This window comes from Streptomyces sp. NPDC005374, assembly GCF_042872225.1.
GTDB lineage: Bacteria > Actinomycetota > Actinomycetes > Streptomycetales > Streptomycetaceae > Streptomyces.
This window is the reverse complement of record NZ_JBIAKA010000008.1, coordinates 24693-41316: the sequence shown is the minus strand read 5'-3', so window position 1 is coordinate 41316 and position 16624 is coordinate 24693. Positions and strand designations below refer to the sequence as shown.

At 70.3% G+C, this 16624-nt stretch carries 15 protein-coding genes; 9 read left to right on the top strand and 6 right to left on the bottom strand.

The genetic code is table 11. The features are described 5' to 3' along the window. Window positions 1-85: 85 nt before the first annotated feature. Genes ACFYRX_RS21090 through ACFYRX_RS21075 form a run of 4 tightly spaced genes read left to right on the top strand, consistent with a single transcriptional unit; the run spans window position 86 to window position 3445 of the window. Window positions 86-1057, top strand: coding sequence for an ABC transporter substrate-binding protein (locus ACFYRX_RS21090; RefSeq protein WP_389101734.1), 972 nt, complete (start codon window positions 86-88; stop codon window positions 1055-1057). Then, window positions 1054-1827, top strand: coding sequence for an ABC transporter permease (locus ACFYRX_RS21085; RefSeq protein WP_389101732.1), 774 nt, complete (start codon window positions 1054-1056; stop codon window positions 1825-1827). The genes ACFYRX_RS21090 and ACFYRX_RS21085 overlap by 4 nt, the downstream gene beginning before the upstream one ends. Continuing rightward, the gene (locus tag ACFYRX_RS21080) at window positions 1824-2603 is read left to right on the top strand and encodes an ABC transporter permease (protein ID WP_389101730.1); all 780 of its coding nucleotides are present in this window, start codon (window positions 1824-1826) and stop codon (window positions 2601-2603) included. The genes ACFYRX_RS21085 and ACFYRX_RS21080 overlap by 4 nt, the downstream gene beginning before the upstream one ends. 26 nt (window positions 2604-2629) lie before the next feature. Further along, entirely contained in the window at window positions 2630-3445 is an 816-nt protein-coding gene (locus tag ACFYRX_RS21075) for an ABC transporter ATP-binding protein (protein ID WP_389101728.1), read from the top strand. A 112-nt stretch (window positions 3446-3557) separates the two neighbouring features. On the opposite strand, the gene ACFYRX_RS21070 is transcribed toward ACFYRX_RS21075, so the two are convergent. Further along, complete coding sequence (locus ACFYRX_RS21070; protein WP_389101726.1) at window positions 3558-4208, bottom strand: hypothetical protein; 651 nt, start codon at window positions 4206-4208, stop codon at window positions 3558-3560. Window positions 4209-4432: 224 nt separating this feature from the next. Between ACFYRX_RS21070 and ACFYRX_RS21065 the strand changes: the two genes are divergently transcribed. Both ACFYRX_RS21065 and ACFYRX_RS21060 read left to right on the top strand, forming a co-directional pair. Then, window positions 4433-5089 carry a helix-turn-helix domain-containing protein gene (locus tag ACFYRX_RS21065; RefSeq protein ID WP_389101725.1) on the top strand — a complete coding sequence of 219 codons (657 nt, stop codon included), beginning with the start codon at window positions 4433-4435 and terminating at the stop codon, window positions 5087-5089. Between the two features lie 32 nt (window positions 5090-5121). Continuing rightward, entirely contained in the window at window positions 5122-5652 is a 531-nt protein-coding gene (locus ACFYRX_RS21060; RefSeq protein ID WP_389102711.1) for a toxin-antitoxin system, toxin component, read from the top strand. 25 nt (window positions 5653-5677) lie between these two features. Here the strand turns inward: ACFYRX_RS21060 and ACFYRX_RS21055 are convergent, their stop codons facing one another. Continuing rightward, window positions 5678-6700 (bottom strand): alpha/beta fold hydrolase, encoded by a 1023-nt coding sequence (locus tag ACFYRX_RS21055; protein WP_389101723.1) that lies wholly within the window; start codon window positions 6698-6700, stop codon window positions 5678-5680. A 243-nt stretch (window positions 6701-6943) separates the two neighbouring features. Here ACFYRX_RS21055 and ACFYRX_RS21050 point away from each other — a divergent pair, with 243 nt between their 5' ends. Then, window positions 6944-7183 carry a hypothetical protein gene (locus tag ACFYRX_RS21050; RefSeq protein WP_389101721.1) on the top strand — a complete coding sequence of 80 codons (240 nt, stop codon included), beginning with the start codon at window positions 6944-6946 and terminating at the stop codon, window positions 7181-7183. Between the two features lie 32 nt (window positions 7184-7215). Here the strand turns inward: ACFYRX_RS21050 and ACFYRX_RS21045 are convergent, their stop codons facing one another. Continuing rightward, window positions 7216-7896, bottom strand: coding sequence for a 4'-phosphopantetheinyl transferase (locus tag ACFYRX_RS21045; RefSeq protein WP_389101720.1), 681 nt, complete (start codon window positions 7894-7896; stop codon window positions 7216-7218). Beyond that, window positions 7893-8753, bottom strand: a complete 861-nt coding sequence (locus ACFYRX_RS21040) for a metallophosphoesterase family protein (protein ID WP_389101718.1) — start codon at window positions 8751-8753, stop codon at window positions 7893-7895. The genes ACFYRX_RS21045 and ACFYRX_RS21040 overlap by 4 nt, the downstream gene beginning before the upstream one ends. A gap of 263 nt (window positions 8754-9016) precedes the next feature. Here ACFYRX_RS21040 and ACFYRX_RS21035 point away from each other — a divergent pair, with 263 nt between their 5' ends. Together ACFYRX_RS21035 and ACFYRX_RS21030 are read left to right on the top strand one after the other, a co-directional pair. Further along, complete coding sequence (locus ACFYRX_RS21035; RefSeq protein ID WP_389101716.1) at window positions 9017-10153, top strand: ATP-grasp domain-containing protein; 1137 nt, start codon at window positions 9017-9019, stop codon at window positions 10151-10153. A gap of 371 nt (window positions 10154-10524) precedes the next feature. Further along, window positions 10525-12204 (top strand): carbohydrate binding domain-containing protein, encoded by a 1680-nt coding sequence (locus ACFYRX_RS21030; RefSeq protein ID WP_389101714.1) that lies wholly within the window; start codon window positions 10525-10527, stop codon window positions 12202-12204. An 80-nt stretch (window positions 12205-12284) separates the two neighbouring features. Here the strand turns inward: ACFYRX_RS21030 and ACFYRX_RS21025 are convergent, their stop codons facing one another. Together ACFYRX_RS21025 and ACFYRX_RS21020 are read right to left on the bottom strand one after the other, a co-directional pair. Next, window positions 12285-13535 (bottom strand): alpha-L-fucosidase, encoded by a 1251-nt coding sequence (locus ACFYRX_RS21025; protein ID WP_389101712.1) that lies wholly within the window; start codon window positions 13533-13535, stop codon window positions 12285-12287. 4 nt (window positions 13536-13539) lie between these two features. After that, window positions 13540-16587, bottom strand: a complete 3048-nt coding sequence (locus tag ACFYRX_RS21020) for an alpha-mannosidase (protein ID WP_389101710.1) — start codon at window positions 16585-16587, stop codon at window positions 13540-13542. Window positions 16588-16624 lie beyond the last annotated feature (37 nt).

Genomic DNA, 16624 nt, shown 5'->3' with positions numbered 1-16624 from the left:
TCGCGCTGAGCACCACTGTGCGGTCTGCGCACAGCCTGTCGTAAGCACAGCCTGTCGGAACAACGAAGTCTGCACAGGAGGAGCCATGCGTCGTATGCTCGCCGCCCTCGCGGCCGGAGCATTTCTGGTCACCGTGTCGGCCTGTGGCTCGTCCGGTGATTCGGGGGCCTCGGACGGGGGATCGTCGTCCGGCGGGACCACCACCGTCAAGCTCGGGCTCATCCCGATCGTCGATGTCGCGCCGATCTACCTGGGCCAGAAGAAGGGCTTCTACAGCAAGCACGGGCTGAAGCTGGAGATATCGAACGCGTCGGGCGGCGCGGCGATCGTGCCCGGAGTCGCCAGCGGGCAGTTCCAGTTCGGATTCTCCAACGTCACCTCCCTCCTGCTCGCGCAGTCGTCCGGGGTGCCGATCAAGGCGGTCTCCAATGGCATCGCCTCAACCGGCGTGGCGGGCAAGGACTTTGCCGCGATCGCCGTGAAGAAGGGCAGCTCGGTCAAGTCCGCGAAGGACCTGGAGGGCAAGAAGGTCGCCATCAACACCCTGAAGAACATCAACGAGTCCGCGGTGCGCGAGTCGGTCCGGGGGGACGGCGGTGACCCGGACAAGGTGAAGTTCGTGGAGCTGGCCTTCGACCAGATGCCCGCCGCCCTCGACAGCGGCCAGGTCGACGCGGCCTGTGCGGTCGAGCCCGCGCTGGCCACGATCAAGAGCCAGGGCGGCCAGGTGATCGCCTCTCCGCTGGTGGACGTGGCGAAGGACACCACGGTCGCCATGTACTTCACGTCCACGCGGTACCAGCAGCAGAACGCCGACGTGGTGAAGAAGTTCCAGGAGGCGACCGCCGAGTCCCTCGCCTACGCCGACTCCCACCCGGACGAGGCACGCCAGATCATCACGACCTACACCAAGATCCCCGCCTCGGTGCTGGCGCAGGTGATCCTCCCGAAGTGGCCGGCCGAGCCGAACAGGACCTCGATCGAGGCGCTGGCGAAGCTGGGCGAGGAGGACGGGTTCTTCAAGAAGACCCCCGACGTCGACGCGCTCCTTCCATGAGGTTCGAGAACGCGGCGCTGGGCGCCGCCGGACTCGCGGCCTTCCTCGCGCTGGGCGAAGTGGTGCCGCGCCTCGGGCTGGTCAAGGAGGAGTACTTCCCCCCGACCAGCCGGATCGCGGACGCCTTCGCCGACGAACTCTCCGACGGCACCTTCTGGACGGCGCTCGGCGACACCCTCACCGGCTGGGCCCTGGGCCTGGCCATCGCCGCCTCGGCGGGCATCGTCATCGGGGTGATCGTGTCGGTCGTGCCGTATCTGCGCGAGGCGACGGCCTCGACGATCGAGTTCCTGCGCCCGATCCCCTCGGTCGCCCTCATCCCGCTGGCGGTGCTGCTGTACGGCAGCGAACTGCGCTCGGTGCTGCTGCTCGTGGTGTACGCCAGCTTCTGGCAGGTCCTCCTCCAGACGCTCTACGGCGTCCAGGACGTCGACCCCGTCGCCGACGAGACGGCGCGGTCGTACGGGCTCGGCACCTGGGCGCGGATCCGGCATGTGCTGTGGCCGACCGCGCTGCCGTATGTGTTCACCGGCGTCCGGCTCGCCGCGGCGGTCGCACTGATCCTCGCCATCACCGGTGAACTCGTCATCGGCGCACCGGGGTTGGGCGCGCGGATCGCGGTCGCGCAGAACTCGCAGGCGGTGCCGGAGATGTACGCGCTGATCGTGGTGACCGGCCTTCTGGGGCTGCTCATCAACGTCGGCGCGCGTACCGTGGAGCGACGGGCGCTGGCCTGGCACCAGTCGGTGCGCGGGGAGGTGGCGGTGTGAAGCGCTTCGCACTCCAACTGGTCTTCGTGATCGCGCTGCCCGCGCTGCTGGTCGCCGGCTGGTGGCTGGCGTCGGCCGACAGCACCAACGTCTTCTGGCCGCCCCTGCGCACGATCATGCAGACCTTCCCGGACGTGTGGACCGGTGAGCGGCTGCGCGACGACGTCCTGCCGAGCATCTGGCGGCTGACGGCCGGGTACGCGCTGGCCGCCGTCGTCGGAGTGGCGGTCGGCACCGTCATCGGCACCTACCGGCGGGTGCGCGCGGTGTGCGAGCCGGTCCTGGAGTTCCTGCGGGCGGTCCCGCCACCGGTGCTGATACCGGTCATCATGCTGTTCGCGGGCATCGGCGACACCATGAAGGTCACGGTGATCGCGAGCGGCTGCGTCTGGCCGATCCTGCTCAACACGGTCGAGGGCGTGCGCGCGGTCGACCCGGTGATGCTGGAGACGGCCCGCTCCTACGGCATCACCGGCCCGTCGCGCATGCGCCATCTGGTGCTGCGCTCGGCGAGCCCGCAGATCTTCGCGGGCCTGCGCCAGGCGCTGTCCATCGGCATCATCCTGATGGTCATCAGCGAGATGTCCGCGGCCAGCAGCGGCATCGGCTTCACCATCGTCCAGTTCCAACGCAGTTTCGCCGTCCCCGACATGTGGACCGGGATCATCGTCCTCGGTCTGCTCGGCTACCTGCTCTCCGTCGTCTTCCAGTTGGTCGAGCGGCGGGTCCTCGCCTGGTACCACGGCCTGCGCGCCTCGGCCCGGCGGTCCCCGTGAGTCACCCGAACGTGAAAGGGCGGTCCATGCTTGACGTGCGCGGCCTGAACAAGGTCTACGAGGGGTCCGGCCGCCGCGTCGAGGCGGTACGGGATCTCACCTTCACCGTCGAGGCGGGCGAACTCGTGTGTCTCGTCGGCCCGTCGGGCTGCGGCAAGACCACCCTGCTGAAGTGCATGGGCGGTCTGCTCACCCCGACAGCCGGCGAAGTCCACCTGGGCGGACGGAAGGTGAACGGCCCCCCGCCCGGCATGGCGTTCGTCTTCCAGGAGTACGGACGCAGCCTCTTCCCCTGGATGCGGGTCGCCGACAACGTCGAACTCCCGCTGAAGCAGAAGGACTTGAGCAAAACCAGACGACGGGAGCTGGTCACCGACGCGCTGGAGTCGGTGGGCCTCTCGGACGCCGCCGACGCCTATCCCTGGCAGCTCTCCGGCGGCATGCAGCAGCGGGTCGCGATCGCCCGGGCGCTGGCGTACGAGCCTCAAGTCCTGCTGATGGACGAGCCGTTCGCGGCCGTGGACGCCCAGACCCGCGCCGACCTGGAGGACCTCGTACGGCGGCTGTGGCGGGAGCGCGGCATCACGATCCTGTTCGTCACCCACGACATCGACGAGGCGGTGTACCTGGGCGAGCGGGTGATCGTGCTCTCGGCCTCCCCCACTGTCGTGCAGGAGCAGCTGAAGGTCGATCTGCCGGACGAACGGGACCAGTTGCACACCCGCGTGGCCCCGCGTTTCGCCGAACTGCGCACCCATGTGTACGAACAGATCCAGACGGCCAAGCGCGGGGTCGTGCGGGACGCCGCGGTCGCGAGGCCGGACACGCTCCCGCCTCGCTGAGGTGGACTGCTGGCCCCGGCCGGTCGAGGCCCCGTGGAACACCGTTGCTCCACGGGGGACCGACATCCACTGACGAGGCGCCGTCGACGACCTGAACGCCGACGGTGCCTTGTCAGGCCTGGGGGGTGGGCACCACCGTGAGATGGCTGGCCGCACGGCGCGGGCGACGCCGGGCGGCGGCCGGGCGCAGCACCAGCGTCAGCCTCGTGTATCCCAGGTCGCGCAAGGTGCGCGGGGTCTCGTCGACGACCCGGCAGTCGGTGGCGCCCCAGCGCGGGTCGGGGTGCAGCAGGGGGCGTACGGAACCGTCGTGTTCCACGGCCTGCTCGCCGACGGCCCGGATCCAGTGCGGCAGGCCCTGCCGGTAGGCGGCCTCCATGATGGGGTCCTGGGCGATGTCCCGGCGGATCGCCTGGAGGCCGTGGTCGTGGCCGTGCCGCTCCACCGCGGCCGCGAAGTGCGCGAGCATCGGCAGGCACCAGCGGGACTCGTGCTCGCCCAGGACGCTGCTCGCGTCGGGGTGGAAGAGGACGAACCTGAGGAAGTTGTCACCGGGCATGGCGGTCGGGTGCGGACCCACGGCGCGGAAAAGTGACGCGAAAGCGGTGTTGTCGAGGACGACGTCCCAGCGGTGGTCGACGACGACGGACGGGAAGGGGACGGCTTCCAGGAGCGTCGCGTAGTCCTGAAGGTATGCCTGGGCTTCGAGCCCCTCGGGGACGGGCCGCAGTTCGGACCGCTGCCCACCTGCCTGATATGCCATCGGGAGGTCACCCCTCTTGCCTATGCGGCCTTCACGCGGCGCCTTGATCCTGCTTCCCCGGAGCGAGGCATGTCAACTATCGTGGCATTCCATGACGGTTGACGGCTGAAATTGGCCACAGTTGTGGCGAGACCTGGATGTGAGTTCGAACAACCGGCTACTCTCCGGGAAGTTCACGGCGACCGCCTGTGAGAAGTCGGGTGAGAGACGTAGGAGATCTGTCGGTGTCGGATGGCTTCGAGAGCCCGGACGGCGCGGCAACGGTCGTGCTGACGGCCGTCGTCGCCCGCGTCACCGCACTCGCCGACCGGCTCGGCGTGGCGCATGCGCGGGTTTTCGACACCGGCCGTCTGTCTGTCGCCTCAGGTGTACCCGAACCCGTGGTCAGGGCGCTGCTCAGCGGCCGCCCGGCGGGTGAACCGGACGTGCAGGCGCGGTTCCTGCAGCGGCTGGACCTGCTGCGCCGCACCCGGCTCAAGCCCAACGGACGCAAGTACACCCAGCAGGAGATCGCCGACGGCGCGGGCATGTCCCGGCAGCAGGCGGGCGCCCTCATCAACGGCGACCGGCGCCCCACCATGGAGCACTGCGACGCCATCCAGCGGTTCTTCCGGGTGCACGCCGGGTTCCTGACGGCCGAGGACCCCGAGGCGCTCGCGGGCGCGTTGCAGCACACCGAGCAGGACCTCCTGCACAAGCTCGCCGACCGGGAGCGCGAGGCGGCGGCCGCCGCCGGTGACCCGTTGGAGCGGCTGCTGCAGGACCACGGCGTCCGCGGGATCGCCTGGCGTGCCGCGCAGCTGCCCACCGACCAGCACCGTGACAAGGTCGCCGAGTGGCTGGACATGCTCCTGGAGAGCGTCAAGCGGCCCGAGTCCTGATCCGGGAGACAACTGTGGGCATCGGTAAGCACATGCGCCGCCTCAGCGGCGAGTTGGTGGCGGAGCTGGAGCTGACCGCGCCGGCCCGGCCCGAGCACCTGTACGGCGCCCTGTGCGACGCGATGAGCAGACGCCGGGGCCGCCCCGTCCACTTCCGTACGGCTCCCTTCCCGGTCGGCACGGCGAGCGGACTGTGGCTCGACATGGCCGACCAGGACCTCGTCGTGATCGAGGAACGCACCGCCCCCGACCACCAGTTGGTCATCCTCGGCCACGAGCTGTGGCACATGAACGCGGGCCACTGCTCGCACCACGTCGAGGGCGCCGCGGTCGCCGCCCGGCTCCTCAGCGACGACGCCGACCTCCAGGCCACGGTCCGCAAGGTGGCCGCCCGCAGCCGCTTCGAGCTCGACGACGAGCGGGAGGCGGAGAGCTTCGGCCTGCTGCTCGCCAGCAAGTGCCGGACCTGGCTGGCGGGTTCGTCCCTGCGGGGCCCGGTGCAGCGGGATCACCTGGCGGGGCGGATCGAGACGTCGCTGGGCTATCTGGGGCCGCAGGGCTGAGATCGGCGCGGGGTCAGGCGCGAGGTCACGTCGCGCTGCGTTCGCTGGCCTCCCTCATCTCCCGCTCCGCACCACGCGACCGGGCCGTACCCGGGCTGCCCTCCCGCAGCAGTTCCCGCCAGTGCTCCCGGCTCCAGTCCGCCGGCGAGGTCGTGGCCGTGAACTCCTCGACCAAGGAGACGAACCGGACGGGGTCGCTGTGGAACGGGAAGTGGCCCGCCCCCTCGAAGATCTCCAGGCGGCTGCCGGGCATCGCCTCGTGCGCCCCGAAGGCGTGCCGGACGGGCACCACGCTGTCCCGGTCGCCCCACAGCAGCATGGTCGGCATGCCTTCGGTGAGATAGCAGCGGTCGAGCATGGTGACGACCTGGCCGCGCCAGTCGACGACCGCGCGCAGGGTACGGATGAAGGCGTTGCGCGAGGTCTCGTCGGGGAGGGCGTCGACGAGGTTCAGGAGGTCCGGGGCGTCCTGGCCGAGGTCGGTGTCCAGAAGCTTCATCAGCCGCACCGCGAGGCCCACCTGGAGGCGCATGCCGGGCAGCCGCAACGAGGACAGCACGAGGTGGGCGCCGGGCAGGGACACCAGCCGCAGCACGGGGTTGACCTCACGGCCCACGCCGCCCGCGCTGACCAGGATGAGCCGCTCGGTGCGCTCGGGGAACTGGTAGGCGAACTGCATCGCCACACCGCCGCCCAGCGAGTGCCCGACCAGCGTGGCCGACTCGATGCCGAGGGTGGTGAGCAGGTCCCGCACGCCGTTGGCGTAGGCGGCCACCGAGTAGTCGGCGCGCGGCTTGTCGGAGTCGCCGTGGCCGAGCAGGTCGGGGGCGATCACGGTGTGGGTGCGGGCGAGGTCGGGGATCAGCTCGGCCCAGGTCGCGGAGGAGTCCCCGATGCCGTGGATGAGCACGAGCGGCGGGCCCTCGCCGGCCATGCGGAAGGCGCGGCGGTAGCCGTGCACGACGCGGTACTGCAGCTCCAGTTCGCCGTCGCCCACCGGGCGCAGCCGGACGGCGCGCACCGGGCGCCTTCGCGGGTCGTCGACCACGTGCTCGCCTCCCGTTTCCGTGGCCGCGGCGAAGCGGCCGAAAGCCCTTCCTCCCAGCGTAGGACCGCTTTCCCCGCGGTGATTTCGGGGAGGTTTCGCCTCCGCTAAGCGGGCGAACGGACAGGCGCGGAAGCCGGATTGTCAGTGGTGGGCGGCAAGCTGGGGATGCACGCCCGTGTGCGGGGTGCGACCGACGCGCCCCGCCCGGGGGTGCGACCGACGCCGACCTGGGGAGAGCCGCCGATGCCCACCGCCGTACTGACCGACCGCGAGCGCACCGCCGTCCAGGCGTATCTGCGGTTGCTGCACACGGTCCGAGCCGCCTTCGACACCGCGTCCGGTCCGCCGGACTCCGCCCGGCCGCCGGTGGTCCCGCCGTCGGTCCTCGCCGAGGCCGACCGGGCGCTGGCGGACGCGGGCCTCGCGGGCAACGAGGAGGCGTTCTTCGGGCTGTTGCACAGCTGGTGCCCGCCGCAACCGTAGGGGGGTGGTGACCGGTGCCGGTGCCGGTGCTCTCAGGAGTGCGGCACCGTCACCGACGTCGCCACCAGGCCGTCCCGGACCGCCCAGCGCCCCTCGAGGACACCGCGCCGCTCGCCGCCCACCAGCGGGCCGGGGACGAGGAGTTCGGCGCGCAGGGTGCCGCTGAGAGGCTTTTTCGGGTCGACGAGGATCCCGATGTCGGCCTCGGTGAACTCCAGCCACTTGCCGGTGAGCGGGAACCACGCCTTGTAGACGGATTCCTTGGCGCTGAACAGCAGCCGGTCCCAGTGGACGGCCGGATGCGCCTCGGCGAGCTGCCGCAGCCGGGCCCGCTCCCCCGGCAGGGACACGCTCTCCAACACGCCCTCCGGCAGCGGGCCGTGGGGTTCGGCGTCGATACCGAGGGAGGCCAGGTCGGCTACGCGGACCAGGGCCGCGGCGCAGTAGCCGTCGCAGTGGGTCATGCTGCCGGTGAGGCCGGCCGGCCACTGCGGGGCACCGCGGTCACCGGGCAGGACCGGCTGGGGCGGTACGCCGAGCTTCTCCATGGCCCGGCGGGCACAGGCCCGCACGGCGGCGAACTCGCGACGGCGTTTGGCGACGGCCCGGACGACGAGTGCCGCCTCCTCGGGGTAGAGCGGGGCGTTCCGCGGCTCGTCGTGGCCGTACATCTCGACGGCCACCACCGAGTCCGGCAGGAGTTCCTCGATCACCGCGCGCCGACCTCCCTCGGCACGATCCGGCGCAGCCGCCCCGGCGGCTCCTGCCGCTGCCGCCACTCCCTCGGATAGCCCACCGACACCTCCTCGAAGCGGACCCCGTCGTGCCAGGTGGTCCGCGGGATGTGCAGATGGCCGTAGACCATGGTCTCGACACGGAACCTGCGATGCCAGTCGGCGGTCAGGGTGGTGCCGCACCACATGGCGAACTCGGGGTACCACAGGACGTCCGTGGGGTGCCGGTCCAGCGGGTAGTGGTTGACCAGGACGGTGGGCAGGTCCTCGGGGAGCTCGGCGAGCCTGCGCGCGGTCTCGGCGACCCGGGCCCGGCACCAGGCCTCGCGGGACGGGTAGGGGTCGGGGTGCAGCAGGAACTCGTCGTTGCAGACGATGCCGGTTCCGTGCGCGTACTCCAGTCCCTGCTCCTTGGTGGTGCAGCCGGCCGGCAGGAACGAGTAGTCGTACAGCAGGAAGAGCGGGGCGACGGCGACGGGCCCGCCGGGGCCGTCCCAGACGGGGTAGGGGTCCTCGGGGGTGAGGACGCCCAACTCCCGGCACATCTCGACGAGATGCTCGTAGCGGGCGACCCCGCGCAGGGTGACGGTGTCGCTCGGGTGGGTCCACAGTTCGTGGTTGCCGGGAGCCCAGACCACCTTGCGGAAGCGGCCGGCGAGGGTTTCCAGGGCCCAGCGGACGTCGGCGACGGTCTCGGACACGTCGCCGGCCACCAGGAGCCAGTCGTCGTCGCTCCCGGGGCGCATTCGCTCGACGAGGGAGCGGTTCTCGGGATGACCGATGTGCAGATCGCTGACGGCCAGTAGCTGTGCCGCGTCACCGGCCGTAGACGTCACCTCTCGCCCCCTCCGAACTCCCGGGTCCGACCACGAGAACACATTTGTTTTCCCGGTACAAGAGTGGATCACGGCAGCGCACGTCCATGATCGGTGAATCCGTAACACCGGCGTTGCACGCGCACCCCTTGAAAGCCGTATGATCGCCCCAACACCACCGCATTGCACCTCCCTTCGCAAGGGCGGTTTGGTGTCCCTCCAATCACCCTGCCCGGGCACGGGCCCGCTTCGCCGTGCCCGAAAATGCCCGAAAGGCGGCCTGCATGCTCTCTCGCGTACGCGTCTGGCTCAACCGCACGTACGCGGAGAACGTGTTCTTCATGGATCAGTTGCGGCGAAATCCCAGTGATCGCGCCGTCGAGATCCACGCGACGCACGCGGACGCCGACTCACCCGTGCTGGCCGCCGCCGACACCGCCGACCTCGAGCCTGAGGGGCTGTCCCCCGCCGCGTACGTCGAGTTCGCCCTCGACCAGTGCCAGCGCCGTGGCATCGACGTGTTCGTGCCGCGCCTGCACCAGGCAGCGATCGTGGCGCACCGCGCCGACTTCGCCGCGATCGGCACGGCGCTGCTCGCGCCGCCGCCGGAGGGTGTGGCCGTCTTCCACGACAAGGTCATCGCCTACGAGGCGGTCCAGGCGATCGGTGTTCCGGTACCGCCGTGGTGGCGGGTGCGGACCGCTCACGAGCTGGTCGCGGCCGTGGAGGAGTTGGAGGCGGGCGGCCACAAGGCGTGCTTCAAGCCGGCGTCCGGCGCGGGCGGAGTGGGCTTCCGGGTCATCACGCGCGCCCCCTTCTCGCTCTCGCACCTCAACGGGTTCCCGAGCCCGTACGTGTCGCTCGACATGGTCGTCGAGGCGCTGCAGCAGGCCGACGAGCAGGTGGACTGGCTGGTCATGCCGCGTCTCGAGCAGCCGGAGGTGTCGGTCGACACGCTCACCGGCACCGACAACCGGGTGCGGCTGGCGATCGGCCGTACGAAGAACGGGCGCCGTCGCGGGTTCACGCAGGACGAGCAGTGGCTGGAGCCGGCGCGGCTGATCGCGGAGGGGTTCGGGCTGCACTATCTGTCCAACATCCAGTTCCGTATGTTCGGGGACCGGCCGGTGCTCATGGACGTCAACACACGGCCGGCCGGCGGCTTGCACCAGCTGTCCCTGTGCGGGGTCAACGTGCCTTGGGCGGCTGTGCAGTTGGCGCTCGGGGAGGACCCCGGGGTGATCGAGCCGCCGTTCCTGGGGCAGGACTACACGGTGGTGTCGGGGGCACGTCCGCTGCGGCCCGTCTCGGTTCCGGCCCAGCGCATGGAGACGACAGAACCCCTGCTGCCTGCCGTGCCGGCGCCGATGGCCGACGAGATCGGCTCCGTCGAGACTGCGGCGTCCGCCCTGCCGCTGTAGGTGCTCGGCCGGGCGCGGGTCGGCTGTGGCTTGGCGCGCAGTTCCCCGCGCCCCCGAGTAGGTCACCTCGGCCGGTACGGACCCAGTCCCTGGCGCCGCTGCAGGTTGCCGGCCGGGCGCGGGCCGGCTGTGGCTTGGCGCGCAGTTCCCCGCGCCCCTGGGTGGGTCACCTCGGCCGGTATGAACCCGTTCCCTGGCGCCGCTGCGGGCCGGCTGTGGCTTGTCGCGCAGTTCCCCGCGCCCCTGAGTGGGTCACCTCAACCGGTATGGACCAATTCGGTGGCAGGTCTTGACACTCTCATTGGTCCATACCAACTTGGTTACGCACCTCTTTGCACTCCCGAACACCCCCATATCTTCAGGGAGATCGCGTGCGCAACCCACTCGGACGTTCCAGACTTCTCGCTCTCCTCGGCTCCGCCGCCCTCGCGCTCGTCGGTGCCGTCGCTCTTCCCCAGACGGCCCAGGCGGCCAACATCCTGACCAATCCCGGCTTCGAGTCCGGAAGCCTCGCCCCCTGGACCTGCACCGGCAATCTCGGGTCCGTCGTCTCCTCACCCGTGCACGGAGGCTCCAAGGCCCTTCAGGGCGCGGTGAGTTCGAGCGACAACGCGCAGTGCAGCCAGACCGTCTCGGTCCAGCCGAACACGGCCTACCGGCTCAGCGGCTGGGTGCGTGGCTCCTATGTGTACATCGGCGTGGACGGCGGGGCCTCGACATGGACGTCGTCGCCTTCGGCGTACAGCCAGCTGAGCGTCTCCTTCACCACCGGTGCCGCGCAGACCAGCGCCACCCTCTACGTCCACGGGTGGTACGCGCAGGGCAGCTACCAGGCGGACGACATCAGCCTCGACGGGCCCGGCGGGGGCGGGGGTTCGGACACACAGGCGCCCAGCGCGCCCGGGAGTCTGCGGTCCACCGGGAAGACCTCCTCCAGTGTGTCGCTGGCGTGGAACGCCTCCTCCGACAACGTCGGGGTGACGGCGTACGACATCTACAGCGGGTCGAACCAGGTGCTGAGCGTGTCCGGGACCGGCGCGACCGTGAGCGGGCTCGCCGCCGCGACCTCCTACTCCTTCACCGTGAAGGCGCGGGACGCGGCCGGGAACATCTCGGCGGCCTCCAACACCGTGTCCGTGACGACAGACACGGGCGGCGGTGGCGGTACCGGGTTCAAGCAGGCCGCGCCCTATCTGTATCTCGGGTGGGGTGATCCGCCCAGCGCGACCTCGGTGATGAGCGCGACCGGGATCAAGTGGTTCACGATGGCGTTCATCCTGTCCTCCGGTGGCTGCACCCCGGCCTGGGACGGGAGCCGGGCCCTGACCGGCGGCAACGACCAGTCCGTCATCAACTCCATCCGGTCCGCGGGCGGCGACGTCGTCCCCTCCATCGGCGGCTGGAGCGGCAACAAGCTCGGGCCGAACTGCTCGACCCCCGAGGCGCTCGCGGGCGCCTACCAGAAGGTGATCGACGCCTACGGGCTCAAGGCGATCGACGTCGACATCGAGAACACGGACGAGTTCGAGAACGCGACCGTGCAGGACCGGATCCTGAACGCCCTGAAGATCGTCAAGGCGAACAACCCGGGCCTCAGGACCATCCTCACCTTCGGCACCTCGACCACCGGGCCGACGTACTGGGGCAACCGGCTGATCGAGCAGGCCAAGGCCCTGAACGCGAACATCGACGTCTTCACGATCATGCCGTTCGACTTCGGCGGCGGCAGCGACATGTACGGCAACACCGTGAACGCCTCGGAGGGGCTGAAGACCAAGCTGAAGTCCACCTTCGGGTGGGACGACGCGACGGCCTACGCCCACATCGGGATCTCCGGCATGAACGGGCTCAGCGACCAGCAGGAGCTGACCGGCACCGCGGTCTGGACCCAGATCCGCGACTGGGCGAACTCCCGTCACATCGCCCGGCTGGCGTTCTGGTCGGTCAACCGTGACCGGCCGTGCCCGGGCGGCGGCGTGACGAGCAACTGCTCCGGCATCAGCCAGAACAACTGGCAGTTCACCTCGATCACGGCCGGCTTCACCGGCTGAGCCGAGCAGTAGGTCGACCCGTCGGTCACCCCCACGCCTGCGCCGACTCGGCCAGGCGTGGGGGCAGTTCGACGCCCGGGTCAGAATCGGCCCGCCCCCCGGTACAGCTCCATTTCCCCGTCCAGCTCGACCTTGAGCACCGTGGCGTACGGATCGAGGTCGGCCTGCGCGGGCGGGTCGATCCACACGATGCCCACGGCCTCGTGCAGGCCTCCGACCACCTGGTGCCCGAGCTCGGTCCCGGTGCCGAGGACGCTCACCCGGCGAACCGGGGTGACAAGACCCCGCAGCCCGATCTCGGCGCGCGGCGCGTCGAAGAGCACCAGATACAGCGTCCGACCGTCCGCGGAGAGCGTGCTGGGCCCGTAGTGGTGCCCGGCGGGCAGTCCGCGCACGGTCCCGTACACGGCCTCGGAGTGCTTGGCGATCCACTCCCCGAGGCCTTCGAGGCGCTCGACCTGAGGCGCGGGGATCGTGCCGTCCTCCATCGGCCCGACATCCAGCAGCAGGTTGCCGCCCCCGCCGATGGTCTCGGTGAAGTAACGGATCAGCTGTGCAAGGGACTTGTGGTTGTGGTCCTGGTGCTGGTAACCCCACGAGTCGTTGATCGTCAGGCACAACTCCCAGGGCCCGTCCGGCGGTTCGATGGGAGCGCCCTGTTCGGGGGTGGCGTAGTCGCCCTCGCTGAGCATGCGCGCGTTGAAGACGACGTCGGGTGTGTACGACCGTATGAGCGCGGCGAGTTCGGGGATGCGCCACTGCTCCTCGCTGCGGTCCCACTCACCGTCGAACCACATCAGGTCGGGCCGGTAGCGGGAGGCGAGCTCGCGGATCTGGCCGTCCCGGTAGGCGATGAACCGCTCCCAGGCCGCCAGGTCCTCGTCCTCGGCCGCCACCTCGGAGTAGCGGTTGTCCTCCTGCTCCGGCGGGCGGCCCGGCTTGCGCGTGGACGCGTAGTCGGGATGGTTCCAGTCGGAGTGCGAGTAGTAGAAGCCGACCTTGAGGTCCTTCTCGCGCAGGGCCTCGACGTAGGGCCCGATGTAGTCCTTGCCGAGATTCAGGTCGCCGAACTCGGTGTCCCACAGGGCCACACCGTCGTGGTGACGGGTCGTCAGGACAGCGTATTTGGCCCCCGCGCGGGCGAACAGGTCAGCCCATTCACGGGGGTTGTACCTGGCCCCCGTGAACCGCTCCAGCTGGGACATGTACCGGTCGTGCGGGACGATGTCGTCATAGAACGACCAGGACTCCTGCACGCCGTCGACGGCGTAGATGCCCCAGTGGATGAAGATCCCCAACTTGGCGTCGGTGAACCAGGGTTGCATCGGCACGGGGTCACGCCCTCCGCAGCCGGAGCGTCAGTACCTGGAACGGCCGCAGCGAGATGGCCACCCCGCCGTCGGTGATCTCGGCCGTCTCGTCCTCCAGAGGACGCTCCAGCAGGTCGGTCACCTGGGCGCCGGCCAGCGGGAAGCCGGTCCGCAGCACGCCCTGGGCGCGCCCGCCGCCCGACTCGTAGAGCCGGACCACCACGTCGCCGGACCCGTCGTCGGCGAGCTTGACCGCCTCGACGGTCACGCCCTGGCCGTCGACCGAGACGACCGGCTCGGGGGCACCGGCCGCGTCCGCCACGCGGAGCGGCAGGTTGAGGGAGTAGCCCTCGGCGACGGTGTCCTCGATGCTCGCGCCGGGCAGCAGCGAGTAGGTGAAGCGGTGCGTGCCCTGGTCTGCCTCCGGGTCCGGGATGCGCGGGGCGCGGACCAGGCTGAGCCGGACCGTGGTCGTCGTACCGCCGTCCTCACGGACCGTGCGGGAGACGTCGTGGCCGTAGGTGGAGTCGTTGAGGACCGCGACGCCGTAGCCCGGTTCGGCGATATGGACCCAGCGGTGGCCGGGGACCTCGAAACGGGCCGCTTCCCAGGTGGTGTTGGTGTGGGTGGGCCGCTGGACGTGGCCGAACTGGATCTCCGCGGAGGAGTGCGCGGCCCGGACGTCCACCGGGAAGGCCGCCTTGAGGATCTTCTCGGCCTCGTGCCAGTCGATCTCGGTCTCGAAGTCGATCCGGGGGCTGTCGGCGCGCAGGGTGATGGTCTGGGTGATCGTCGAGCCCTTGCCGAAGGACCGGGTCACACGGATCGCACCCGTCAGCGGGTCCTCGGAGACGACCTCGACGGACGACGCTTCCAGAAGGTCCGTGTACCGGTTCTTGTAGTGCTTGTCGATGTCCCAGGCGTCCCAGTAGTTCGGGAGGTCGGTGTGCAGGCGGAGCAGGTTGCCCTTGTCGCCCAGCACCTCACGGCCGAAGCGCTGGTCGAAGACGGACGACAGCGTGCCGTCGTCCGCCACCTCCACGCGCACCAGGCCGTTGTCGAGGACGCGACCGGACACCCGGACCGGCTGCGCGGGCTCGGTGCCGGTCAGCGCGGTGCTGCCGTTCGCGGGCACCTGAACGAAGGCCAGGGCCCCTTCGGACGTACGGACCACCTCGGCCCGGTCGAACGGGCTGGTGTTGAAGACCCGGGTGTCTCCGGCCCCCAGCGCGGCCACCGCCTCGGCGGTCAGCGCCTCCAACTCCTCGGCCACGCGGGCGTATTCGGCCTCGGCCTCGCGGTGCACCCAGGCGATCGAGGAGCCGGGCAGGATGTCGTGGAACTGGTGCAGCAGGACCGTCTTCCACAGCCGGTCCAGCTTCTCGTACGGGTAGGAGTAGCCCGGCGCGTGGAGCGCGGCCGTCGTCGCCCACAGCTCGGCCTCGCGCAGCTTGTGCTCGGAGCGGCGGTTGCCCTGCTTGGTGCGGGCCTGCGAGGTGTAGGTGGCGCGGTGCAGCTCCAGGTAGAGCTCGCCGACCCAGACCGGGGCGTCCGGGTACTCGGCGCGGGCCTGGGCGAAGAAGTCGTCGGGGTGCTCGACGACGACCTTGGGCGAACCCTCCAGGTCGGCGAGGCGCCGGGCGCGTTCCATGATCTCGCGGGTGGGGCCGCCGCCGCCGTCGCCCCAGCCGAAGGGGGCGAGCGAGCGCGTACCGGCGCCCTTCTCCGAGTAGTTGCGGACCGCGCGGTCCATCTCCTCGCCGCTGAAGCGGGCGTTGTAGGTGTCGACGGGCGGGAAGTGCGTGAAGATGCGGGTGCCGTCGATGCCCTCCCACCAGAAGGTGTGGTGGGGGAACTTGTTGGTCTGGTTCCAGGAGATCTTCTGGGTGAGGAACCAGTCGTTGCCGGCGAGCTTGGCGAGCTGCGGGTAGGCGGCGGTGTAGCCGAAGGAGTCCGGCAGCCAGACGCCCTTGGTCTCGACGCCGAAGTGCTCGATGAAGAACCGCTTGCCGTGGATGAGCTGGCGGGCGATGGCCTCGCCGCCGGGCAGGTTGCCGTCGGCCTCCACCCACATGCCGCCGACCGGGGCCCACTGGCCCTTCTTCACGGAGTCCTGGATACGGGCCCACACGTGCGGGTAGTTGTCGCGCACCCACTCGTACTGCTGGGCCTGGGAGCAGGCGAAGATGAAGTCGTCGTACTCGTCGGCGAGCGCGGTGACGTTGGAGAAGGTGCGGGACGTCTTGCGCTTGGTCTCGCGGATGGGCCACAGCCACGCGGAGTCGATGTGGGCGTGGCCGACACCGGAGACGGTGTGCGCGCTCGCGTGGGCGGGCTTGGCGAGGACCGGCGCCAGCACCGCGCGGACGGCGGCCGCGCTGCCGGAGACGTCGTCCAGGTCGAGGGCGTCCATGGCCCGGTCCAGGGCGTGCAGGATCTCGTGGCGGCGCGGGTCGTGCTCGGCGAGGTGGACCATGAGTTCGCGCAGTACCTGGAGGTCCAGGTCGAGGTGGAAGACCTCCTCGTCGAGGATCGCGAGGTCGGCGCGCTGGAAGGTGTAGAGCGGCGCGGAGCCCGCCGTGAGCTTGTCGCCCATCGGCGTGACCTTGGAGAAGTTGTCCTTGAGGATGTCCGGGTTGGAGGCCGCCTCGACCAGGTAGTCGATCTCCTCGCCGCCGGTGGCCGGGTTGGCGATGGGGACGTATTGGTTGAGGGGGTTCACCGCCTTCAGGGGGCGGCCGTCGGCGAGGTGCACCAGGGCCTCGGCCTGGTTGCCGGGCCAGTCGCCGACGAAGCCGAGGTCGATGACGGCCTCGACGCGCTTTCCGGCCCACTCGGCGGGCACCCGGCCGCGCATCCGGAACCAGGTGGTGCCCCAGGGCGGACCCCACAGGGTGTCCATCGCGAAGGGCGTGTACCGGGCGGCCGCGGCCTCCTCGAAGGACACCGGCTCCCCCGGTGCCTGCCAGGCCTCGACCTCGAAGGGGACGGTCGCCGCGTAGATCGCGGGCTTGATGCGCTGGTCGTGGGCGCGCTGGACGCGCTCCTCGATGCGGCGGCTTTCGTCGTGCATGAAGGATCTCCAGGGAGGGAGAGGGCGAGCTGGTGGG